Annotated in this window: 10 protein-coding genes and 1 pseudogene; 10 read left to right on the top strand and 1 reads right to left on the bottom strand. The window is 67.4% G+C overall.

Annotated elements, in window-relative coordinates; translation table 11 throughout:
• The first annotated feature begins 2 nt into the window (after positions 1-2).
• The 5 genes from lspA (at position 3) to NW198_RS02660 (ending at position 6,539) form a co-directional block, all read left to right on the top strand.
• Positions 3-575, top strand: a complete 573-nt coding sequence (gene lspA, locus NW198_RS02680) for a signal peptidase II (RefSeq protein WP_258339899.1) — start codon at positions 3-5, stop codon at positions 573-575.
• 5 nt (positions 576-580) lie between these two features.
• On the top strand, positions 581-1,597 hold the full coding sequence (locus NW198_RS02675) for an RluA family pseudouridine synthase (RefSeq protein ID WP_258339898.1): 1,017 nt from the start codon (positions 581-583) through the stop codon (positions 1,595-1,597).
• Positions 1,598-1,710: 113 nt separating this feature from the next.
• Complete coding sequence (locus NW198_RS02670; RefSeq protein WP_087315895.1) at positions 1,711-3,003, top strand: glycosyltransferase family 2 protein; 1,293 nt, start codon at positions 1,711-1,713, stop codon at positions 3,001-3,003.
• Positions 3,004-3,231: 228 nt separating this feature from the next.
• Entirely contained in the window at positions 3,232-4,842 is a 1,611-nt protein-coding gene (locus tag NW198_RS02665; protein WP_258339897.1) for an ABC transporter ATP-binding protein, read from the top strand.
• A 104-nt stretch (positions 4,843-4,946) separates the two neighbouring features.
• Positions 4,947-6,539 (top strand): ABC transporter ATP-binding protein, encoded by a 1,593-nt coding sequence (locus NW198_RS02660; RefSeq protein WP_258339896.1) that lies wholly within the window; start codon positions 4,947-4,949, stop codon positions 6,537-6,539.
• 107 nt (positions 6,540-6,646) lie between these two features.
• Here NW198_RS02660 and NW198_RS02655 read toward each other — a convergent pair whose 3' ends face one another.
• Complete coding sequence (locus NW198_RS02655) at positions 6,647-7,513, bottom strand: helix-turn-helix transcriptional regulator (RefSeq protein WP_258339895.1); 867 nt, start codon at positions 7,511-7,513, stop codon at positions 6,647-6,649.
• A gap of 175 nt (positions 7,514-7,688) precedes the next feature.
• Here NW198_RS02655 and NW198_RS02650 point away from each other — a divergent pair, with 175 nt between their 5' ends.
• The 5 genes and pseudogenes from NW198_RS02650 to NW198_RS02635 all read left to right on the top strand — a co-directional run bounded on the left by NW198_RS02650 (position 7,689) and on the right by NW198_RS02635 (position 16,335).
• Positions 7,689-9,200, top strand: a complete 1,512-nt coding sequence (locus tag NW198_RS02650) for an IMP dehydrogenase (RefSeq protein ID WP_087315828.1) — start codon at positions 7,689-7,691, stop codon at positions 9,198-9,200.
• A 224-nt stretch (positions 9,201-9,424) separates the two neighbouring features.
• A complete protein-coding gene (gene leuS, locus NW198_RS02645; protein ID WP_258339894.1) occupies positions 9,425-11,986 on the top strand; it encodes a leucine--tRNA ligase in 2,562 nt (853 codons plus the stop codon).
• Positions 11,987-12,170: 184 nt separating this feature from the next.
• Entirely contained in the window at positions 12,171-12,785 is a 615-nt protein-coding gene (locus tag NW198_RS02640; RefSeq protein ID WP_258339893.1) for a nucleotidyltransferase domain-containing protein, read from the top strand.
• A 160-nt stretch (positions 12,786-12,945) separates the two neighbouring features.
• A pseudogene (locus NW198_RS09655) lies at positions 12,946-13,386 on the top strand (carbohydrate-binding domain-containing protein); the annotation flags it as partial.
• A 183-nt stretch (positions 13,387-13,569) separates the two neighbouring features.
• Entirely contained in the window at positions 13,570-16,335 is a 2,766-nt protein-coding gene (locus NW198_RS02635; RefSeq protein WP_258339892.1) for an S-layer homology domain-containing protein, read from the top strand.
• Positions 16,336-16,535: the final 200 nt, after the last annotated feature.

Genomic DNA, 16,535 nt, shown 5'->3' with positions numbered 1-16,535 from the left:
GCGTGGCCGGCGACCTCGACGACAAGAACGCGCGGGTTCCGGGCGGTCTCGGCGACGATTCCGTCCGGAGCCGGCTCGCGCCCGCGCGCTCGGGCGCGCGCCGGCTCGTCCTGTTCGTCCTGGTCGCGGCCGCCGTCGTGGCGCTCGACCAGGCGAGCAAGGCCGCGGCGCGCGCCGCGCTCGTTCCCGGCGAGCCCGTCACGCTGATCCCGGGCGTGATGGACCTGTCGCTGGTCTACAACACCGGGGCCGCATTCTCGCTCGGCGAGGGCGCGGGCCCCCTCTTCGTGCTCGTGGCTGCGGCGATCGCGGCCTTTGGCGCGTGGGTGGCGTGGCGGCGCCGCGAGGTGCCGCTTGCGCTCACCCTCACGCTCGCGGCGGTTGCGGGCGGCGGCATCGGCAACGCCATCGACCGCGTCGCACTCGGCGCCGTGACGGACTTCTTCGCCACCACGTTCATGGACTTTGCGATCTTCAACGTGGCCGACATCTTCGTGACCTGCGGCGTGCCGGTTGCCCTCGTCCTGTTCTGGCGCTGGGACACCGCCCGCGAGCGCGCCGCGGCGGGGGAGTGACCCCCATGCCCCAGCGCGTCGTGAACCTGCTCGTGGGTCCCGAGTCCGACGGCATGCGGCTCGACGCCTTCCTCGCGGCCGGCCCGGACATGCCCAGCCGCTCCGCGTGCGCGCGCCTCGTCGAGGACGGGGCGGTCACCATCAACGAGACCCCGGCAACGAGCAAAAGCGAGAAGGTCCTTCTCGGCGACCGCGTCCGCGCGACCGTGGACGAGCCCGAGCCCGCGGGGGGCCTGCTCGCGCCCAACCCCTACATCCCGCTCGACATTCGCTTCGAGGACGAGCACCTCATCGTGCTCTCCAAGCAGGCGGGGCTCGTGTGCCACCCGAGCCCCGGCCACGTGGACGACACGCTGGCAAATGCGCTCGTCGCCCACTGCGGCTACGATCACCTGGGCATGCTGCAGGGCGAGGAGCGCCCCGGCATCGTGCACCGGCTCGACATGGACACGACGGGCCTCATCCTCGCCGCCAAGGACGACGCCACCCAGAAGGCGCTGCAGGACCTCATCCGTCTGCGCGTGCTCGATCGCCGCTACGTGACGCTCACCCACGGCTACGTGGCCCACGACGAGGGGACGATCGAGACGGGCATCGCGCGCTCCACGCGCGACCGCATCCGCATGGCGGTCTCCGACGCGCCCGGCGCGCGCGAGGCCATCACCACCTTCCGCGTGCTCGAGCGCTTCGAGGCGCTCCGGCGCGACGAGGGCTACACCCTGATGGAGTGCCACCTCTACACCGGCCGCACCCACCAGATCCGCGTGCACATGCGCCACATCGGGCACCCCCTGGTGGGGGACCCGCTCTACGGCCGCGGGGACGACCGGCTCAACCTGGGCCTGCGCCGGCAGTTCCTCCACTCGTGGCACGTGCGCTTCGACCACCCTGCGACGGGTGAGACCGTGGAGCTTGCCGACCGGCTGCCGGACGACCTGCTCGATGTACTAAAATCTCTGAAGGACCGCTCGATGGGCCGCACGGCGGCGGGCGAGAAGATCTGCCCGCAGCTCGGCGCCTGACCCGGCCCAACCCGCTCGAACGCGGCCGCCCGCCCTTCTCGCCCGGCCCGCCCGAACGCGGCCGCCCGTCCGACCCGCCGACAAGACCCAAGGGGTGCGCTCACATGCCCATGATGGAGCTCAACCGGCTCGGCCTCACGCCGATCGTCGTCTTCAACCTGATCATCTGGCTGTTCTTCACGCTGGCGTACTTCTACCAGATCGTCTACATCATCCGCGTGATGTTCAAGGGCACCGTCCGCCTGCCCGAGGCCAAGAAGCAGCACCGCTACGCGTTCTTCATCTCGGCACACAACGAGGAGCTCGTGATCGGCAACCTCGTGCGCTCGATCTTTGCCCAGGACTACCCGCGCGAGCTCATGGACGTCTTCGTGGTCTGCGACGCCTGCACGGACAACACCCACGCGGCGGCCGAGGAGGCGGGCGCCATCGTCTGGGACCGCAACGACCTCGCGCGCCGCGGCAAGAGCTGGGCGATGGACTACGGCTTCGACCGCATCCTCAACGAGTACGGCGACAAGTACGAGGCCTTCATCGTCATGGACGCCGACAACCTCGTCTCGCGCGACTACATCAAGGTCATGAATCAGGCCTTCGACGCGGGCTACCTCGTCTGCACGGGCTATCGCAACTCCAAGAACTTCGACTCCAGCTGGATCAGCGCCGCCTACGCGCTGTGGTTTCTGCGCGAGGCCAAGTTCCTCAACAACGCCCGCATGATGATGGGCACGAGCTGCGCCATCTCCGGCTCGGGCTGGATGGTCTCCGAGCGCATCGTCCGCGGCATGCACGGCTGGGGCTTCCACACCTTGACCGAGGACATCCAGTTCTCCACCTTCTGCTGCGCCAACAACGTGCAGATCGGCTACGCGCCTGCCGAGTTCTTCGACGAGCAGCCCGTGACCCTCAAGGCGTCCTGGACGCAGCGCATGCGCTGGACCAAGGGCTTCTACCAGGTGTTCTTTAGCTACGGGCGCGACCTGGTGAAGGGCATCTCCAAGGGTCGGTTCGCGAGCTACGACATGCTCATGACGGTGGCGCCGGGCATGATCTTGACGCTTCTCTCCTTCTTCGTGAACGCCACCTACCTCATCGTGGGCTCGCTCTCCCACGGCTTCATCGCCACCCAGGGCGAGCTCGACATGTGCGTGGGGTCGCTCATCATGACGTTTGCCTCGATGTACGTGGTCTTCTTCATTCTGGCGATCATCACCACGATCTCCGAGCGCAGCCACATCCACGCCAAGAAGAAGTGGCGCGTCTTCACCAACCTCTTCACCTTCCCGCTTTTCATGATGACCTACATCCCCATCACCGTGGTCGCCCTGTTCAAGAAGGTCGAGTGGGTGCCCACCAAGCATGACGTCGTGGTCAACGTCGACGACGTCGTCGGCGGCAGCGTGTAACTGCACAAAGGGGACGTGTTTTTTCGTGCAGACCGCTTGGGACAGGTTTGCCCGCGGCGACGGGGCAAACCTGTCCCTTTTCGTCTGCACGAAAAAACACGTCCCCATTGCGCAGAGTGCGCCGGATTTTCGGGTTGCGGGTGACGCGGCTTCGGGCGTGGCGCGCCCCTGAGCTGCGCCGTTCTTCTCGCTTCTACGATGACTTCAGTCTCGTGGAAGGAGAAGAACATGCAGAGCAGAACCTCGGGCGGAAAGGCCTATCCGCTCTTCAGGCCGAGCGCGCGCAACCTCGCGCTAGCGCTCGGCGTGGCGTCCGGCACCGTGCTCTCGGCGGGCGCCGCGTACCAGCTGGGGGCGATCGTGGACGGGCTGGCGTCGGGCGAGCTCGCGCCCGGCGAGATCGCGGCGCGCCTGGCGGCGTTTCTGGTCGTGTCGCTCGCGGCAGCGCTCGCGAAGTTTTCACTTAATGACTGGCTCCCGCTCAAGGCGAACCTCCGCGCGGAGGTGGACGCCTCGGACGAGGCGATCGACCAGCTGCTCGCAATGCCGCAGCGAGCCTTCGAGCGCCACGACGCCGGTCACTACCTCAACGTGGTGAACGCGGCGGCGTTTGGCTACGGCTCGATGTCGGTCTACCTGAACGTGAACGTCGTGGGGTGCGCGATTGCGGTCGTGGCGCTGCTGGGCTGTGCCGCGGCGGTCGACGTCCTGCTCGTGCCGGTCTTTCTCCTCGGGCTGGTCGTGTACTTTGCTGTCAACTGGGGTCCCATGCACTCAGCCGGGCGCCTGCTCATGGAGATGATGCCCGCGCGCGAGGCCTGGCAGGAGGAGGTCCGCCGGCTCGTCGAGGAGAAGCGCGTTGCCAACGCCGGCGGTGCCGAGGGGTTCTACGAGCACCGATTTGAGAAGAGCACGAACGCGTACCGCGCGTTTCTCCGCCGGCACCGCCTTGCCGATGCCACGCAGACGACGCTTCCCGCGGCCGTCTCTCCAGCGCTCCAGGTTGCGGCGCTCGCCGTGTGCGTTGCGCTGTGGATGTCGGGCGGCATGACGCTCGGGGCCGTCGTCGCGGCGTGGCAGCTCTTCTCGCTGCTCCAGTCGCCCATGGCGGACATCTGCTCGCTTGTGAGCTTCTACGTTGCCTACCGGCCGAACCTCGCGCTGCTGCGCGATCACGCGGGGGAGGCCGCGGAGCCCTCCGGGTTCGAGGCGCTCATGGCGGGCGAGAAGGACCTGGCGGCGCGCGTGGACGGCACGCTCTGGGCGACGCCGGCGCGCGGCGAGGACGGCAAGCGGCTCTGGGCCGGTGAGTTCGAGGTCCGTCCCGGCGAGCTCGTGGTGATCAAGGGCGCCAACGGCTCGGGCAAGTCGCGCCTGCTGGACTTACTGCGCGGGCTCTCCGACCCATCCGACCTCGACGGGGACGCCGCGCTCGAGCCGGGGATGCTCGACGCCGCCTATCTTACGTATCCGGTGCCCGTGGTACCCGGCACGCTCGAGGACAACCTCCTCGGCGCTGCGGCGGACCCCGAGGTCGCCCGCGTGCTCGACCTGGGCGACCTGCCCGAGCGCGCCATCACCGACCAGCCGCTCAACCTCTCGCTCGGCGAGCGCCAGAAGCTGGGCCTGCTGCGCGCGCTCTCGCGCCCGGAGCCCGCGGCCCTTCTCGACGAGCCGCTCGCGAACCTCGACGCGGCCACGTCCGCGCGGCTCTGCGACTACCTTGCCGGCCTGCGCGGTCGCCGCACCGTCGTGGCCATCATGCACTCCGGCGACCTCGACGCCGCGGCCGACCGCATCTACGAGATCCGCGACGCTCGCCTCGCTCGCGTCTGTTAATTGGGGACAGTCCCCAAATCACATAAAACTTTTCTGTTAATTGGGGACTGTCCCCAATTAACAGAGTCATCCCTAGGGCGCGAGCGCGCCGGATTGGTGAGACCATGATTGAGAAGAACATATATCCGCTCGTTGACATGGACATTCGCAACGTCGTTCGTTCCGTGGGCGTCGCGGCGTCCACGCTGATCGCGGCGGCAGCGAGCGTCGCCGTTGGGCATGTCGTCGACCTGCTCTCGAGCGGGGCGTCGGGCGTCGGGGCGCCGCTTGCCGTCGCCCTTGTCCTCGCAGTGGCGTCCGCCGCCGCGACGGTCCTTCTCGGCGAGTGGGTGCCCACGTGGCTGGGGGTGCGCCGTTTTCTCGACGGCGCTATGGCCTGTGCCAGGGGCATCCTCGCCTCCCCGCAGCGCGCCTTCGCGCGGCACGAGAAGGGCCACTTCGTGAACGTCCTCATGAACTCGACCGACACCTACGGCACGCTCTATGCCGGGGCAAGCGTGCGCATCCCGGGGGCAGTGCTGGCGCTCCTGGGGACCGTGGCCATCGCGGCGCTGATCGACCCGCTGATGGCGGCGCTGGTCGTCGTCTACGCTCCCGTCCTCTGGCTCGCACTGCGGCTTCCCGCACGCTCGCTCGCCGAGCTTCAGCGTGACGTCCTCCCCGTGCAGGACGCCTGGCTCGGCGAGTCCAAGCGCATCGTCGAGAACAAGCGCTCCGTCAACGCGGCCGGAGCCGAGGGGTACTTCTCTGCGCGCTACCGCGAGCGCTCCGAGGCGTTCCTGCGCACGGTGACGCGCTACCGCTTCCTCGAGCTGCTCATCTCCAACCTCCCCGCGCTGCTCTCCTGCGCGCTCGCGGCGGCGATGATGGGGGTCGCGGCGTGGCGCTGCCTGACGGTCGGGGCGGGCGTGGGCCAGGTGCTCGTGGCGTACTCGCTCGCGCAGCTCGTGCAGATGCCGCTCACTGCCATCGCGCAGCGCGTGGCGCAGGTGCGCGGCAACCTGCCGCACGTCGAGCGCCTGCGCGAGGTGGCCGCGGCAGCGGCGGAGCCCTCCGGGTTCGAGGCGCTCGTGACGGCGGGCGAGAAGGACCTGGCGGCGCGCGTGGACGGCACGCTCTGGGCCACGCCGGCGCGCGGCGCGGACGGCAAGCGGCTCTGGGCCGGTGAGTTCGAGGTCCGTCCCGGCGAGCTCGTGGTGATCAAGGGCGCCAACGGCTCGGGCAAGTCGCGCCTGCTCGACTTCCTACGCGGGCTGTCCGACCCGGCCGACCTCGACGGTGATGCCGCGCTCGCGCCGGAGGCCCTCCGCGCGGCCTATCTCACCTATCCCGTGCCCGTCTTCACAGGGGACCTCGCCTATAACCTCCTCGGCGCCGCGCCCGACCCCGAGGTCGCCCGCGTGCTCGGCCTGGGCGACCTGCCGGAGCGCGCCATAACCGACCAGCCGCTCAACCTCTCGCTCGGCGAGCGCCAGAAGCTGGGGCTGCTTCGCGCCCTCTCGCGCCCGGAGCCGGTGGTCCTTCTCGACGAGCCGCTCGCCAACCTGGACGCTGCCACGAGCGCGCGGCTCTGTGCCTACCTCGCAGGCCTGCGCGGTCGCCGCACCGTCGTGGCCATCATGCACTCGGGCGACCTCGACGCCGCGGCCGACCGCATCTACGAGGTCCGCGACGCCCGCCTAGCCCGCGTCAAGTAGGTGGCTACGGCCCCACGCCAAAAAATAACGGACATTGGTTTCCTGAAAGAAAAAGCTCAACTGGGAAAACGTCTCTCTGCGAGCCATTTTTGGGAAACCAATGTCCGTTATTTTTTGGCGCCCGCGCGATATGTTTGTTGGGGACTGTCCCCAACGTGCAGGCTCCGCCACTCGGCCGGTCCGCATCCAAACTGCGCCCGGAATGCGCGGTAGAAGTTGCTCGTCCCCGAGTAGCCCACCTGCCGTGCGACCTCGCGTACCGGCAGCTGCGTCGCGCGCAGCAGCATGGCCGCGCGCTCCATGCGCTGTTTGGCCACGAGCTCCGTGAACGTCATGCCACAGTGCTCATGGATGAGCTCGGAGAGGTACGTGGTGCTGTATGAGTAGCGCCGCGCCAGCGCAGAGAGGCTCACGGACTCCGGGTGCGCGGAGATTTCCTGCAGGATAACAGCGAGCACCTCGTCTGCACCCTTCGGCGCCTCTTCGGGGATGACGGGGGAGACCAGGGCAATAATCGCGACGCCGAGCGCCTCCACCAGCTGCTCCCAGCCGTCGTGCCGCTCAACGTAGGCCACCGCCGCAGCGGCAAAGAGGTCGAGCATGAGCTCCTTGTTGGGGTCGGGCGTGTCGACGCGGCGCACGGGGTGGCGCTTCGTGGCGACGGTCGTGAGCATGCGAAAGAGCGGCGAGCCCTCGTCCGCGATGGGCATGAGGCTCTGAGCGAACCGCTCGGTCATGAAGTACAGCGCCAGGAGCACCTTTCGATCGGCGTCCGGGCACGCGGCGTCTCCGCAAAGCCCGCCGAGCGGCACCGTTGCCGAGATGATGTCGTAGTCGCCGGGGTTGGGTGGCAGCGCGCCCATCTCGTCCTCGAACCACGCCAGCATGAGGACGTTTCGTCCGGCCCGCGGCTCGCGCCGCGCGGTCTCGTCCATGATCTGCCGCACTGCAGCGGCCACGCGTCCGCTCTCCATGGTAACCCCCTCTCGACTCGTCAAGTATACGGGTCCGCGTCCTTCTCGTCGTGTCCTTATCGTGAGCTGGTACTTCTCGGCAAACGGTCGCTGAAAAACCCGTGAGCGGATGCTACAATGGCTCAAATCTGGTTACGGGGTTGTTTCCGCCGCGGGCGGGGAGAGGAGCCACCACATGGCCACGTTCTTCGAGGGGGAGTCCCACACCTTTTCCGAGTACCTGCTCGTCCCGGGATACTCCTCGGCGGAGAACATTCCCGCCAACGTCTCGCTCAAGACCCCGCTCGTGAAGTTCCGTCGCGGCGAGGAGCCCGCGCTTTCCCTCAACATCCCCATGGTCTCGGCCATCATGCAGTCCGTCTCCGGCGTGGACATGGGCGTGGCGCTCGCCATCGAGGGCGGCCTCGCCTTCATCTACGGCAACCAGACCCCCGAGCAGGAGGCGGCCATGGTCAAGGCCGTCAAGGACCACAAGGCCGGCTTCGTCGAGTCCGACTCCACCCTCACGCCGGACATGACCATGGAGCAGGTCATGGAGCTCAAAGAGCGCACCGGCCACTCCACCATGCCCGTCACCGACGACGGCTCCTCCCGCGGCAAGCTCCTCGGCATCGTGACCAGCCGCGACTACCGCCCCACGCGCGACGACCACCAGATGAAGGTCTCCGAGTTCATGACCCCGCGCGAGAAGCTCATCGTGGGCGACAAGGACATCACGCTCAAGCGCGCCAACGACGTCATCTGGGAGAACAAACTCAACGCCCTGCCCGTGGTGGACGAGAACGACCATCTCGTGGGCATCGTCTTCCGCAAGGACTACGACCAGCACAAGTCCAACCCCAACGAGCTGCTCGACGCCAACAAGCGCTACATGGTCGGCGCGGGCATCAACACCCGCGACTACGCCGAGCGCGTGCCGCTGCTCGTCGAGGCGGGCGCCGACGTCCTGTGCATCGACTCCTCCGAGGGCTTCTCCGAGTGGCAGAAGCGCACCCTCGAGTGGGTCCGCGCCAACTACGGCGACTCCGTCAAGGTCGGCGCCGGCAACGTCGTCGACGAGGACGGCTTCCGCTTCCTCGCGGACTGCGGCGCGGACTTCGTGAAGGTGGGCATCGGCGGCGGTTCGATCTGCATCACGCGCGAGACCAAGGGCATCGGCCGCGGCCAGGCCTCCGCGGTCATCGACGTGTGCCGCGCGCGCGACAAGTACTTCGAGGAGACCGGCGTCTACGTGCCCGTCTGCTCCGACGGCGGCATCGTCTACGACTACCACATGACGCTCGCGCTGGCCATGGGCGCCGACTTCATGATGCTCGGCCGCTACTTCGCCCGCTTCGACGAGAGCCCCACCGAGCGCGTCAACGTCAACGGCCAGTACATGAAGGAGTACTGGGGCGAGGGCTCGGCGCGCGCCCGCAACTGGCAGCGCTACGACCAGGGCGGCGCCACCAAGCTGGGCTTTGTCGAGGGCGTGGACTCCTACGTGCCCTACGCGGGTTCGCTCAAGGAGGGCGTGGGCCAGACCATCTACAAGATCAAGTCCACGATGTGCAACTGCGGCGCGCTCACGATCAAGGAGCTCCAGGAGAAGGCGCGCCTCACGCTCGTGAGCTCGACCTCCATCGTCGAGGGCGGCGCGCACGACGTCGTGGTCAAGGACTCCCAGCACTCCGTGAGCTATCGCTAGCCCTTTTCTGGCGAGAAGAACCCAGCCCTGTCGGCCGCCCGGCGCCTTGCGCCCGGGCGGCCTACTTTCTTTTCACCGATTGAGTGCCCATGGGGCTGTCTCGCCGCCGGGGTGTTCCGGAGAGAAGTTTCGCGAAGCGCACTTCTCGGAGGAACACCCCGGCGGCCCTGCGAGTTGCTGTTACAATGGCACGGTTGACCATCGCACACAAAGGAGTCACGCAGATGAGCGACGCCGAGAAGAACTTCGAGGTCCCGGCCTACGACGCCGAGGCCATCGAGACCAAGTGGCAGGCGGCCTGGGAGGCCGACGAGCTCTACAAGACCGAGGAGGACCCGAGCAAGCCCAAGAAGTACGTGCTCGAGATGTTCCCGTACCCCTCCGGCGACCTGCACATGGGCCACGCCCGCAACTACACCATCGGCGACGCCATGGCCCGCCAGGCCCGCATGCGCGGCTTCGACGTGCTGCACCCCATGGGCTACGACGCCTTCGGCCTGCCCGCGGAGAACGCCGCCATCAAGCACAACACGCAGGCGAGCGTCTGGACGCACCAGAACATCGAGCAGGCCACCAAGACCATGCGCCGCATGGGCTTCTCCTATGACTACGACCGCATGTTCAACACCTGCGACCCCGAGTACTACAAGTGGGGCCAGTGGATCTTCCTCAAGATGTGGGAGAAGGGCCTGGTCTACCGCGACACCTCGCCGGTGAACTGGTGCCCGGGCTGCCAGACGGTCCTTGCCAACGAGCAGGTCGTCGACGGCAAGTGCTGGCGCTGCGGCTCGATCCCCGAGAAGCGCCCGCTCTCCCAGTGGTACTTCAAGATCACCGACTACGCCCAGGAGCTCCTGGACGACCTCAAGCTCCTCGAGGGCAAGTGGCCCGAGCGCGTCCGTGCGATGCAGGCCAACTGGATCGGCCGCTCCGAGGGCGCCGAGATCGACTTCGCCCTGGCCGCGGAGGACGGCGTCACGCCCACCGACACCAAGATCACCGTCTTCACCACGCGCCCGGACACGCTCTTCGGCGTGAGCTTCTTCCTGCTGCCGCCCGAGAGCCCGCTCGCCGCGGAGCTCGTGGCCGGCACCGAGCACGAGGCCGCCTTCCTCGAGCTCAAGGCAGCCGCGGAGAAGGTCTCCTCGGTCGATCGCCAGGGCTCGGAGCGCGAGAAGCACGGCGTCTTCACCGGCCGCTACGTCATCAACCCGGTCAACGGCCGCCCGGCCCCCATCTGGGTCGCCGACTACGTCCTGATGGACTACGGTACCGGCGCCGTCATGGGCGTGCCCTGCGGCGACCAGCGCGACTTCGACTTCGCCAAGAAGTACGGCCTCGAGATCGCCCCGATTATCTGCGAGAAGGACGACCCGCTCTACGAGGAGCTCAAGGACGAGCGCGAGCTCCGCGTGACCTCCGTCGACTGGACCTGCGCGATGGAGGCCGAGGGCTACCTCGTGCAGTCCGGCCAGTTCACCGGCATGAAGGGCGGCAAGCACTCCGAGGCCGTCGACGCCATCATCGAGTGGCTCGGTGAGCAGGGCCTCGGCCGCAAGACCGTGCAGTTCCGCCTGCGCGACTGGCTCATCTCCCGCCAGCGCTACTGGGGCAACCCTATCCCGATGATCCACTGCGACTGCTGCGGCGACGTGCCCGTGCCCTACGACCAGCTGCCCGTCACGCTGCCGGACAACCTCGACCTGGGCGCCGGCGAGACCCTCGCGGAGTACGCGCCCTTCTACGAGACCACCTGCCCCAAGTGCGGCAAGCCGGCCCGCCGCATCACGGACACCATGGACACCTTCACGTGCTCGAGCTGGTACTACCTGCGCTACTGCGACCCCCACAACGAGGAGCTGCCCTTCTCCAAGGAGGCCGTTGACCGCTGGATGCCGGTCGACAACTACATCGGCGGCATCGAGCACGCCATCCTGCACCTGCTCTACAGCCGCTTCTTCACCAAGGTCCTGCGCGACCTCGGCATGATCGACTGCGACGAGCCCTTCGAGAACCTGCTCTGCCAGGGCATGGTCAAGGACGCCAACGGCGACACCATGTCCAAGTCCAAGGGCAACGTCGTGCCGCCGTCCTCGGTGATCGAGCCCTTCGGCGCGGACACCATGCGCCTGGCCATCCTCTTCATCGCCCCGCCCGAGAAGGACTTCAACTGGGACGAGGAGGCCGTCGCCGGCGCCAACCGCTTCATCAAGCGCGCCTGGCGCGTCGTGTGGCTGCTCTCCCAGGGCGGGGCCGCCGGCGCCGTGAGCGCGGGCACCCTCGACGCCGCGGGCAAGGAGCTCTGGCGCACCGTCAACGCCATGGGCCTCAAGTGCACGGCCGACTTCGACCGCTGCCAGTTCAACACCGCCATCTCCGCCGTCATGGAGATCACCAACGCCGCGTCCAAGTACGTGAACGACGTGGCGCCCGAGAAGCGCGACGCGGCGCTGTGTTTCGCGGCCGCCAACGCGATCGTGACCATGCTCGCGCCCATCTGCCCGCACTGGGCCGAGGAGCTCTGGCACGAGGCCCTGCACCAGGAGGGCTCGGTCTACGACGCAGCCTGGCCCGAGTTCGACGAGGCCGCGGCCAAGGCCGACGAGGTCGAGATCGCCGTCCAGATCAAGGGCAAGGTCCGCGGCCGCGTGACCGTCCCGGCCGACGCCTCCGACGAGCAGATCGAGGAGGCCGCCAAGGCAGCCGTCGCCGCCCAGCTCGAGGGCAAGCAGATCAAGAAGGTCATCGTGATCAAGGGCCGCCTGGTGAACATCGTCGCCGTGTAGGGCTCCCGAGGGCGGGGCCCTCGCCCCGTTGCTGCCGTCGTTTGCGACGCCCCGTGATTGTTAAGCGGCCATCTACCTGCGCAGACGCAAGAAAGCGCAGGTAGATGGCCGTTTTTTGTTGCTTAGAATCCGCGGCCGATCGCAGGCGTCGGAGGGCACTTGACGACAAGCGTCGGATGGAAGGGTGCTTGATCTTGTCGAGGAAGCAGGCTGTCTACCCCATGTGATACTAGTTGGCTCATGGGCTGAGTTTGCCTATCGAGAGGGCAAACTTCTCGGGGGATTTGACCCAAACATCAGGACCATGGACGTCGACTTCCTCGTCTGCAATCTCCGTCGCCCGACGCCCGCTGCGAGTCTTGTCCCTCTAGCCCGTGAGCGCGGGTTTATTGTGGAGTCCGATGTGATGCACGGGACGACAAAGCTGTTCGATCCATCGGGCCTCGAGGTGGAGTTCCTGATAGGTAAGGGGGGGTCAGGAACTGAGTATGCACTTAAGACCAACGTCGGAGTGACGGCACAGTCTCTCTGGCACACGGACATCCTATCGAGAGAGTCCATCAAGGTTCCTTGTCTGGGTCATTTAGTCCGGGTTCCAACTCCGGAGGCCTCTGCAGTCCATAAGATGGTCATCAACTCCCAACGTGCTGACAAAGCCGAGAAAGACGCTGCGGCCGTTCTCGGTATCTGGCAATACCTCGATCGGCAAAAGCTCGATGAAGTTTTAAAGGCGCTTGAGAAGAAGGAGTTTGCGGACGCAACCGAGTTCATAAGGACTCACGGGCTTGAGGAGCCATAAGGGACTGTCATATTCGATTTGAATTGGTGCCCGACCATTCGGACAAGGTCGCGACCGTTCGGCCGAGGGGGCGTTGCGCTTCCGCGCCACTCTCCCCGATAATTGTCTCAAATGCCGAGAAGGACGGGCCGCCCGCGGCCCTGGACGAGGAGGTCAGCGCATGGGTGCGGTAGTGAAGATGCTCAGGGGGGGGGTCGCTCTAGCGCTGGGCGCCCTGCTCGCCGTTAGCGCCACGCCCGCCGCCGCGCGGGCGGCGGATGTGTCCCACAACATCTCCACGGGCTCGCTCACCATCTCTCAGAATGGCAGCTACACCGTCACCGGGACGAGCGCGAGCAACCAGATCGTTGTCGAGGAAAACGTGACGGCGACCGTCACTCTGGATGGCGCAAACATTACCGGCGCAAATTACGATGATGCTAGTGGCGCACGGGCTACAAGCCCCATTGACCTTGCCGACGGCGCAACGCTGACCCTGGTCCTGAGCGACAACTCAACCAACACCCTTATGGGTGGCGCAGGAGGGAATAGCGACGGTGCGCCCGGGATTCATGTGCCGGGTAATGCCGCTCTCATCATTCAAGGCGCTGGTTCCCTGTCTGTTGCTGGAGGATCATCAGTAACCGGCTTTAATGGTACAGGGATAGGTGGCAAATCAGCTTCTAAGGGCAATAATGCAATTGGTGAAGATTGTGGAACGGTCATCATTCTCGTCCAGGGTGTTGTTGTATCCGGCGGCGCTGGTTCTTATTACGGGGCCGACATTGGTGGCGGGCAAGGAACAGTGACTGACGGCGGCGACGGCCAGGGCATCCGGCCCAGCGGCAACAATACCTATACGGTTTGGGGCGACCTGAGCCTGCCCTGTGGCATCACCATCCCGGAAGGGGCCACGGTGAACGTCCCTTGGGGGACGAGCATCACGGTGCCGCCGTCCTTCTCCCTAACCAATAACGGCACGGTCACCGGGGACGGCTCCCTCAAGGGAGAAGGTTTCGTAACCAACAACGGCACCATGTCCGTCGCGCATAACGAGTTCATGGCGAGCGTCTATGCGCACACATCCGACAGCAGCGCCGCCTACGGAGACGGCGTTTACCTGTACGCTGATGTCACCAAACCCGCGGGCGGCCCGATGTCTGGCCGCACCGTGACGTTCTATCGGGGGACGGTGGCAGAGGAAAACCAGCTGGGAGAGCCAGAGGCGGTAAACGGCTATGGCTACGCACGCGCGTCCATCCAGCTGACGGAGGAGGGCTGGAAGCCCAGCGAGACGGCCTACACCATCATCGCCGTCTACACGCCCCCAGAGACCAGCACCATGATCGAGAGCAGCGGCAGCTGCACCATCACCGTCACCAAGGCGGGCCAGAGCCTCTCCTCGCCCACCGCCAGCCAGGTGACCGCCACCAGCGTGACGCTGAACGCGGTCACGGGCACAGGCTATGGCGAGGTGACCTACGCCTGCGTGAAGGGGAAGGGCGCGCCGACCCCGGCGTCCGACTCGGATGAGTGGCAGGCGTCGCCTAAGTTCACCGACCTGGAGCCCGGCACGACCTACACCTTCTTCGCGCGCTGCGCGGCGGACGAGTACTACGACGAGGCAACCTCCAGCGCGGAGATCACCACCGAGCGCGCCGACAGCGCCCTGACGGTCGAGCCTTCCAGCGCCAAGCTGACCTACGGCGACACCCTGACCGTCAAGGTCACGCCGGGCATCGCCACGTCCAACGGGGTCGGCGCCCTGGACACAGCCCAGGGCACGGTGGAGCTGAAGATGGGCGACGCCGTGCTTGCCAGCGCCGGCACGGCCGACGCCGACGGCTCCTTCAAACTGACCTATGACACCAAGGAGAAGAGGCTCCCCATCGGGGAGGACCTGACCCTCACCGTCACCTACGGCGGCAGCGGCGCGCTGAACCCTGCGGAGGAGACCGTGACCCTCACCCTCGACAAGGCGATACTTAAGAACGTCCCCTCGGTCAGCGGCAACTTCGTGTATGGCGAGACCCTGACGGCGAACTATAGGAAGCAGGACGACGAGACGGTGACCTACCAGTGGTACCGGAGCGGTGAGATAATCTCCAGCGCTACAGAGGCCTCCTATACACCGACGGCGGAGGACATTGGCAAGAACATCCTTGTAGAGGTTATTGCGACCGACGAATGGCACGGAGGAAGGATACGGAGTACCGAGCGGATGGTCTCCAAGGCCCCGGGCGGCATCGAGATCTCCTGCGACAGCGTGGCCTACGGCGAGGCGGTCCGACCCATCGTGAGCAGCACCACCAACACCGGCGCAGACGTGACCTTCTCGTACGCTGGCACGGGCGGCACCAGCTACGGCCCGAGCGCCGCCGCGCCCACCGCGCCCGGCACCTACGCCGTCACCGCCACCGTGGCGGAGACGGCCACCCACACGGGCGCCACCAGCGAGCCGGTCTCCTTCTCCATCGCGAGGCCCTACGTCCCGCCCGTCTCGCCCTCGGGCCCCGACTGGGGCGACGTGGACGACGAGCTCGCGGGCGCCGAGAGGGGCGGCCGCGTGGTCGTGGACATGGACGGCGAGACGGTGCTGCCCGGCGAGGTGCTGGGGGAGCTCGCCGGCCGCGACGTGACGCTCGTGCTCGAGATGGAGGGCGGCGTCTCGTGGGAGATCTGGGGCGGCGACGTCCCTGCGGGCGTCCCCTTCGACGACCTCGACATGGGCGTCGAGACGGGCACCGACGGCATCCCCGTCGAGGTCACCAACCTGGTGACGGGGGAGGCGGGCGTCGTGCAGGTGACGCTCGCGCACGACGGCGAGTTCGGCTTCGCCATGACCCTCGTCGCGCCCCTGGGCGAGAAGAACGAGGGGCTCCACGCCAACCTCTATTGCTACGACGAGGCAGCCGGCCTGCTGCGGTGGGAGACCTCCGGCGTCGTCTCCGACGACGGCACGGCCAGGCTCAGGCTCGACCACGCCTCCCAGTGGGCCGTGGCGCTCGACTCTCGCTCGCACGCCCTCCCGTTCCCCGACGCCGCGGAGGGCGAGTGGTACTCCGAGCCCCTTCGCTGGGCGTGGCTCTCGGGCGTCGTGGCCGGCTACGGGGACGGCACGATGGGCCCCGGGCGCGCCGTGACCCGCGCCGAGGCCGCCGCGGTCCTCTGGAACGCGGCCGGCCAGCCGGAGTCCGACGCAGCCGCGCCGCCGGCCGACGTGCCCTCCGGCGAGTGGTACTCGGCGCCCGTCGCCTGGGCGCTCGCCTCCGGCACGTTCGCCGGCAACGGCGACGGGTCCTTCTCGCCCTCCGGCGAGCTCACCCGAGAGCAGGCCGCCTGCGTGCTCCACAACCGCGCCCGCGCGGCGGGGGAGGACGTCTCCGCCCGCGCGGACCTCTCCGAGTTCGCCGACGCCGCCTCCGTCTCCGCCTGGGCCTCCGACGCGATGTCCTGGGCCGTGGCCGAGGGCGTCATCTCCGGCACCGGCGACGGCCTGCTCGAGCCCGGCCGGGCGATCGCCCGCTCCGAGCTCTGCGCGACCCTCATGAGCCTCGAGCTCCGCGGGTAGGGGAGGCCCGGGCCCCGGGCCCCGCGCCCTTCTCGCCCGCGGAGCGCACTTGGCGCGAGCCGGCGAGGGTATGTACACCGCGCCACATCTGCGGAGTTGCGTTTGCGCAGGTAGATGGGCTGCCAATAAGGACGGGCGCCGCGGGTCGGTGTACATACCCTCACGGGTCAGCCCGCCGCCCCGTGTCCGCCCGCGGCTTG

It is taken from the genome of Thermophilibacter sp. ET337, from assembly GCF_024733715.1.
Taxonomy (GTDB): domain Bacteria; phylum Actinomycetota; class Coriobacteriia; order Coriobacteriales; family Atopobiaceae; genus Thermophilibacter.
The sequence above is the reverse complement of the archived record's forward strand: the minus strand, read 5'-3'. Positions and strand labels throughout refer to the sequence as shown.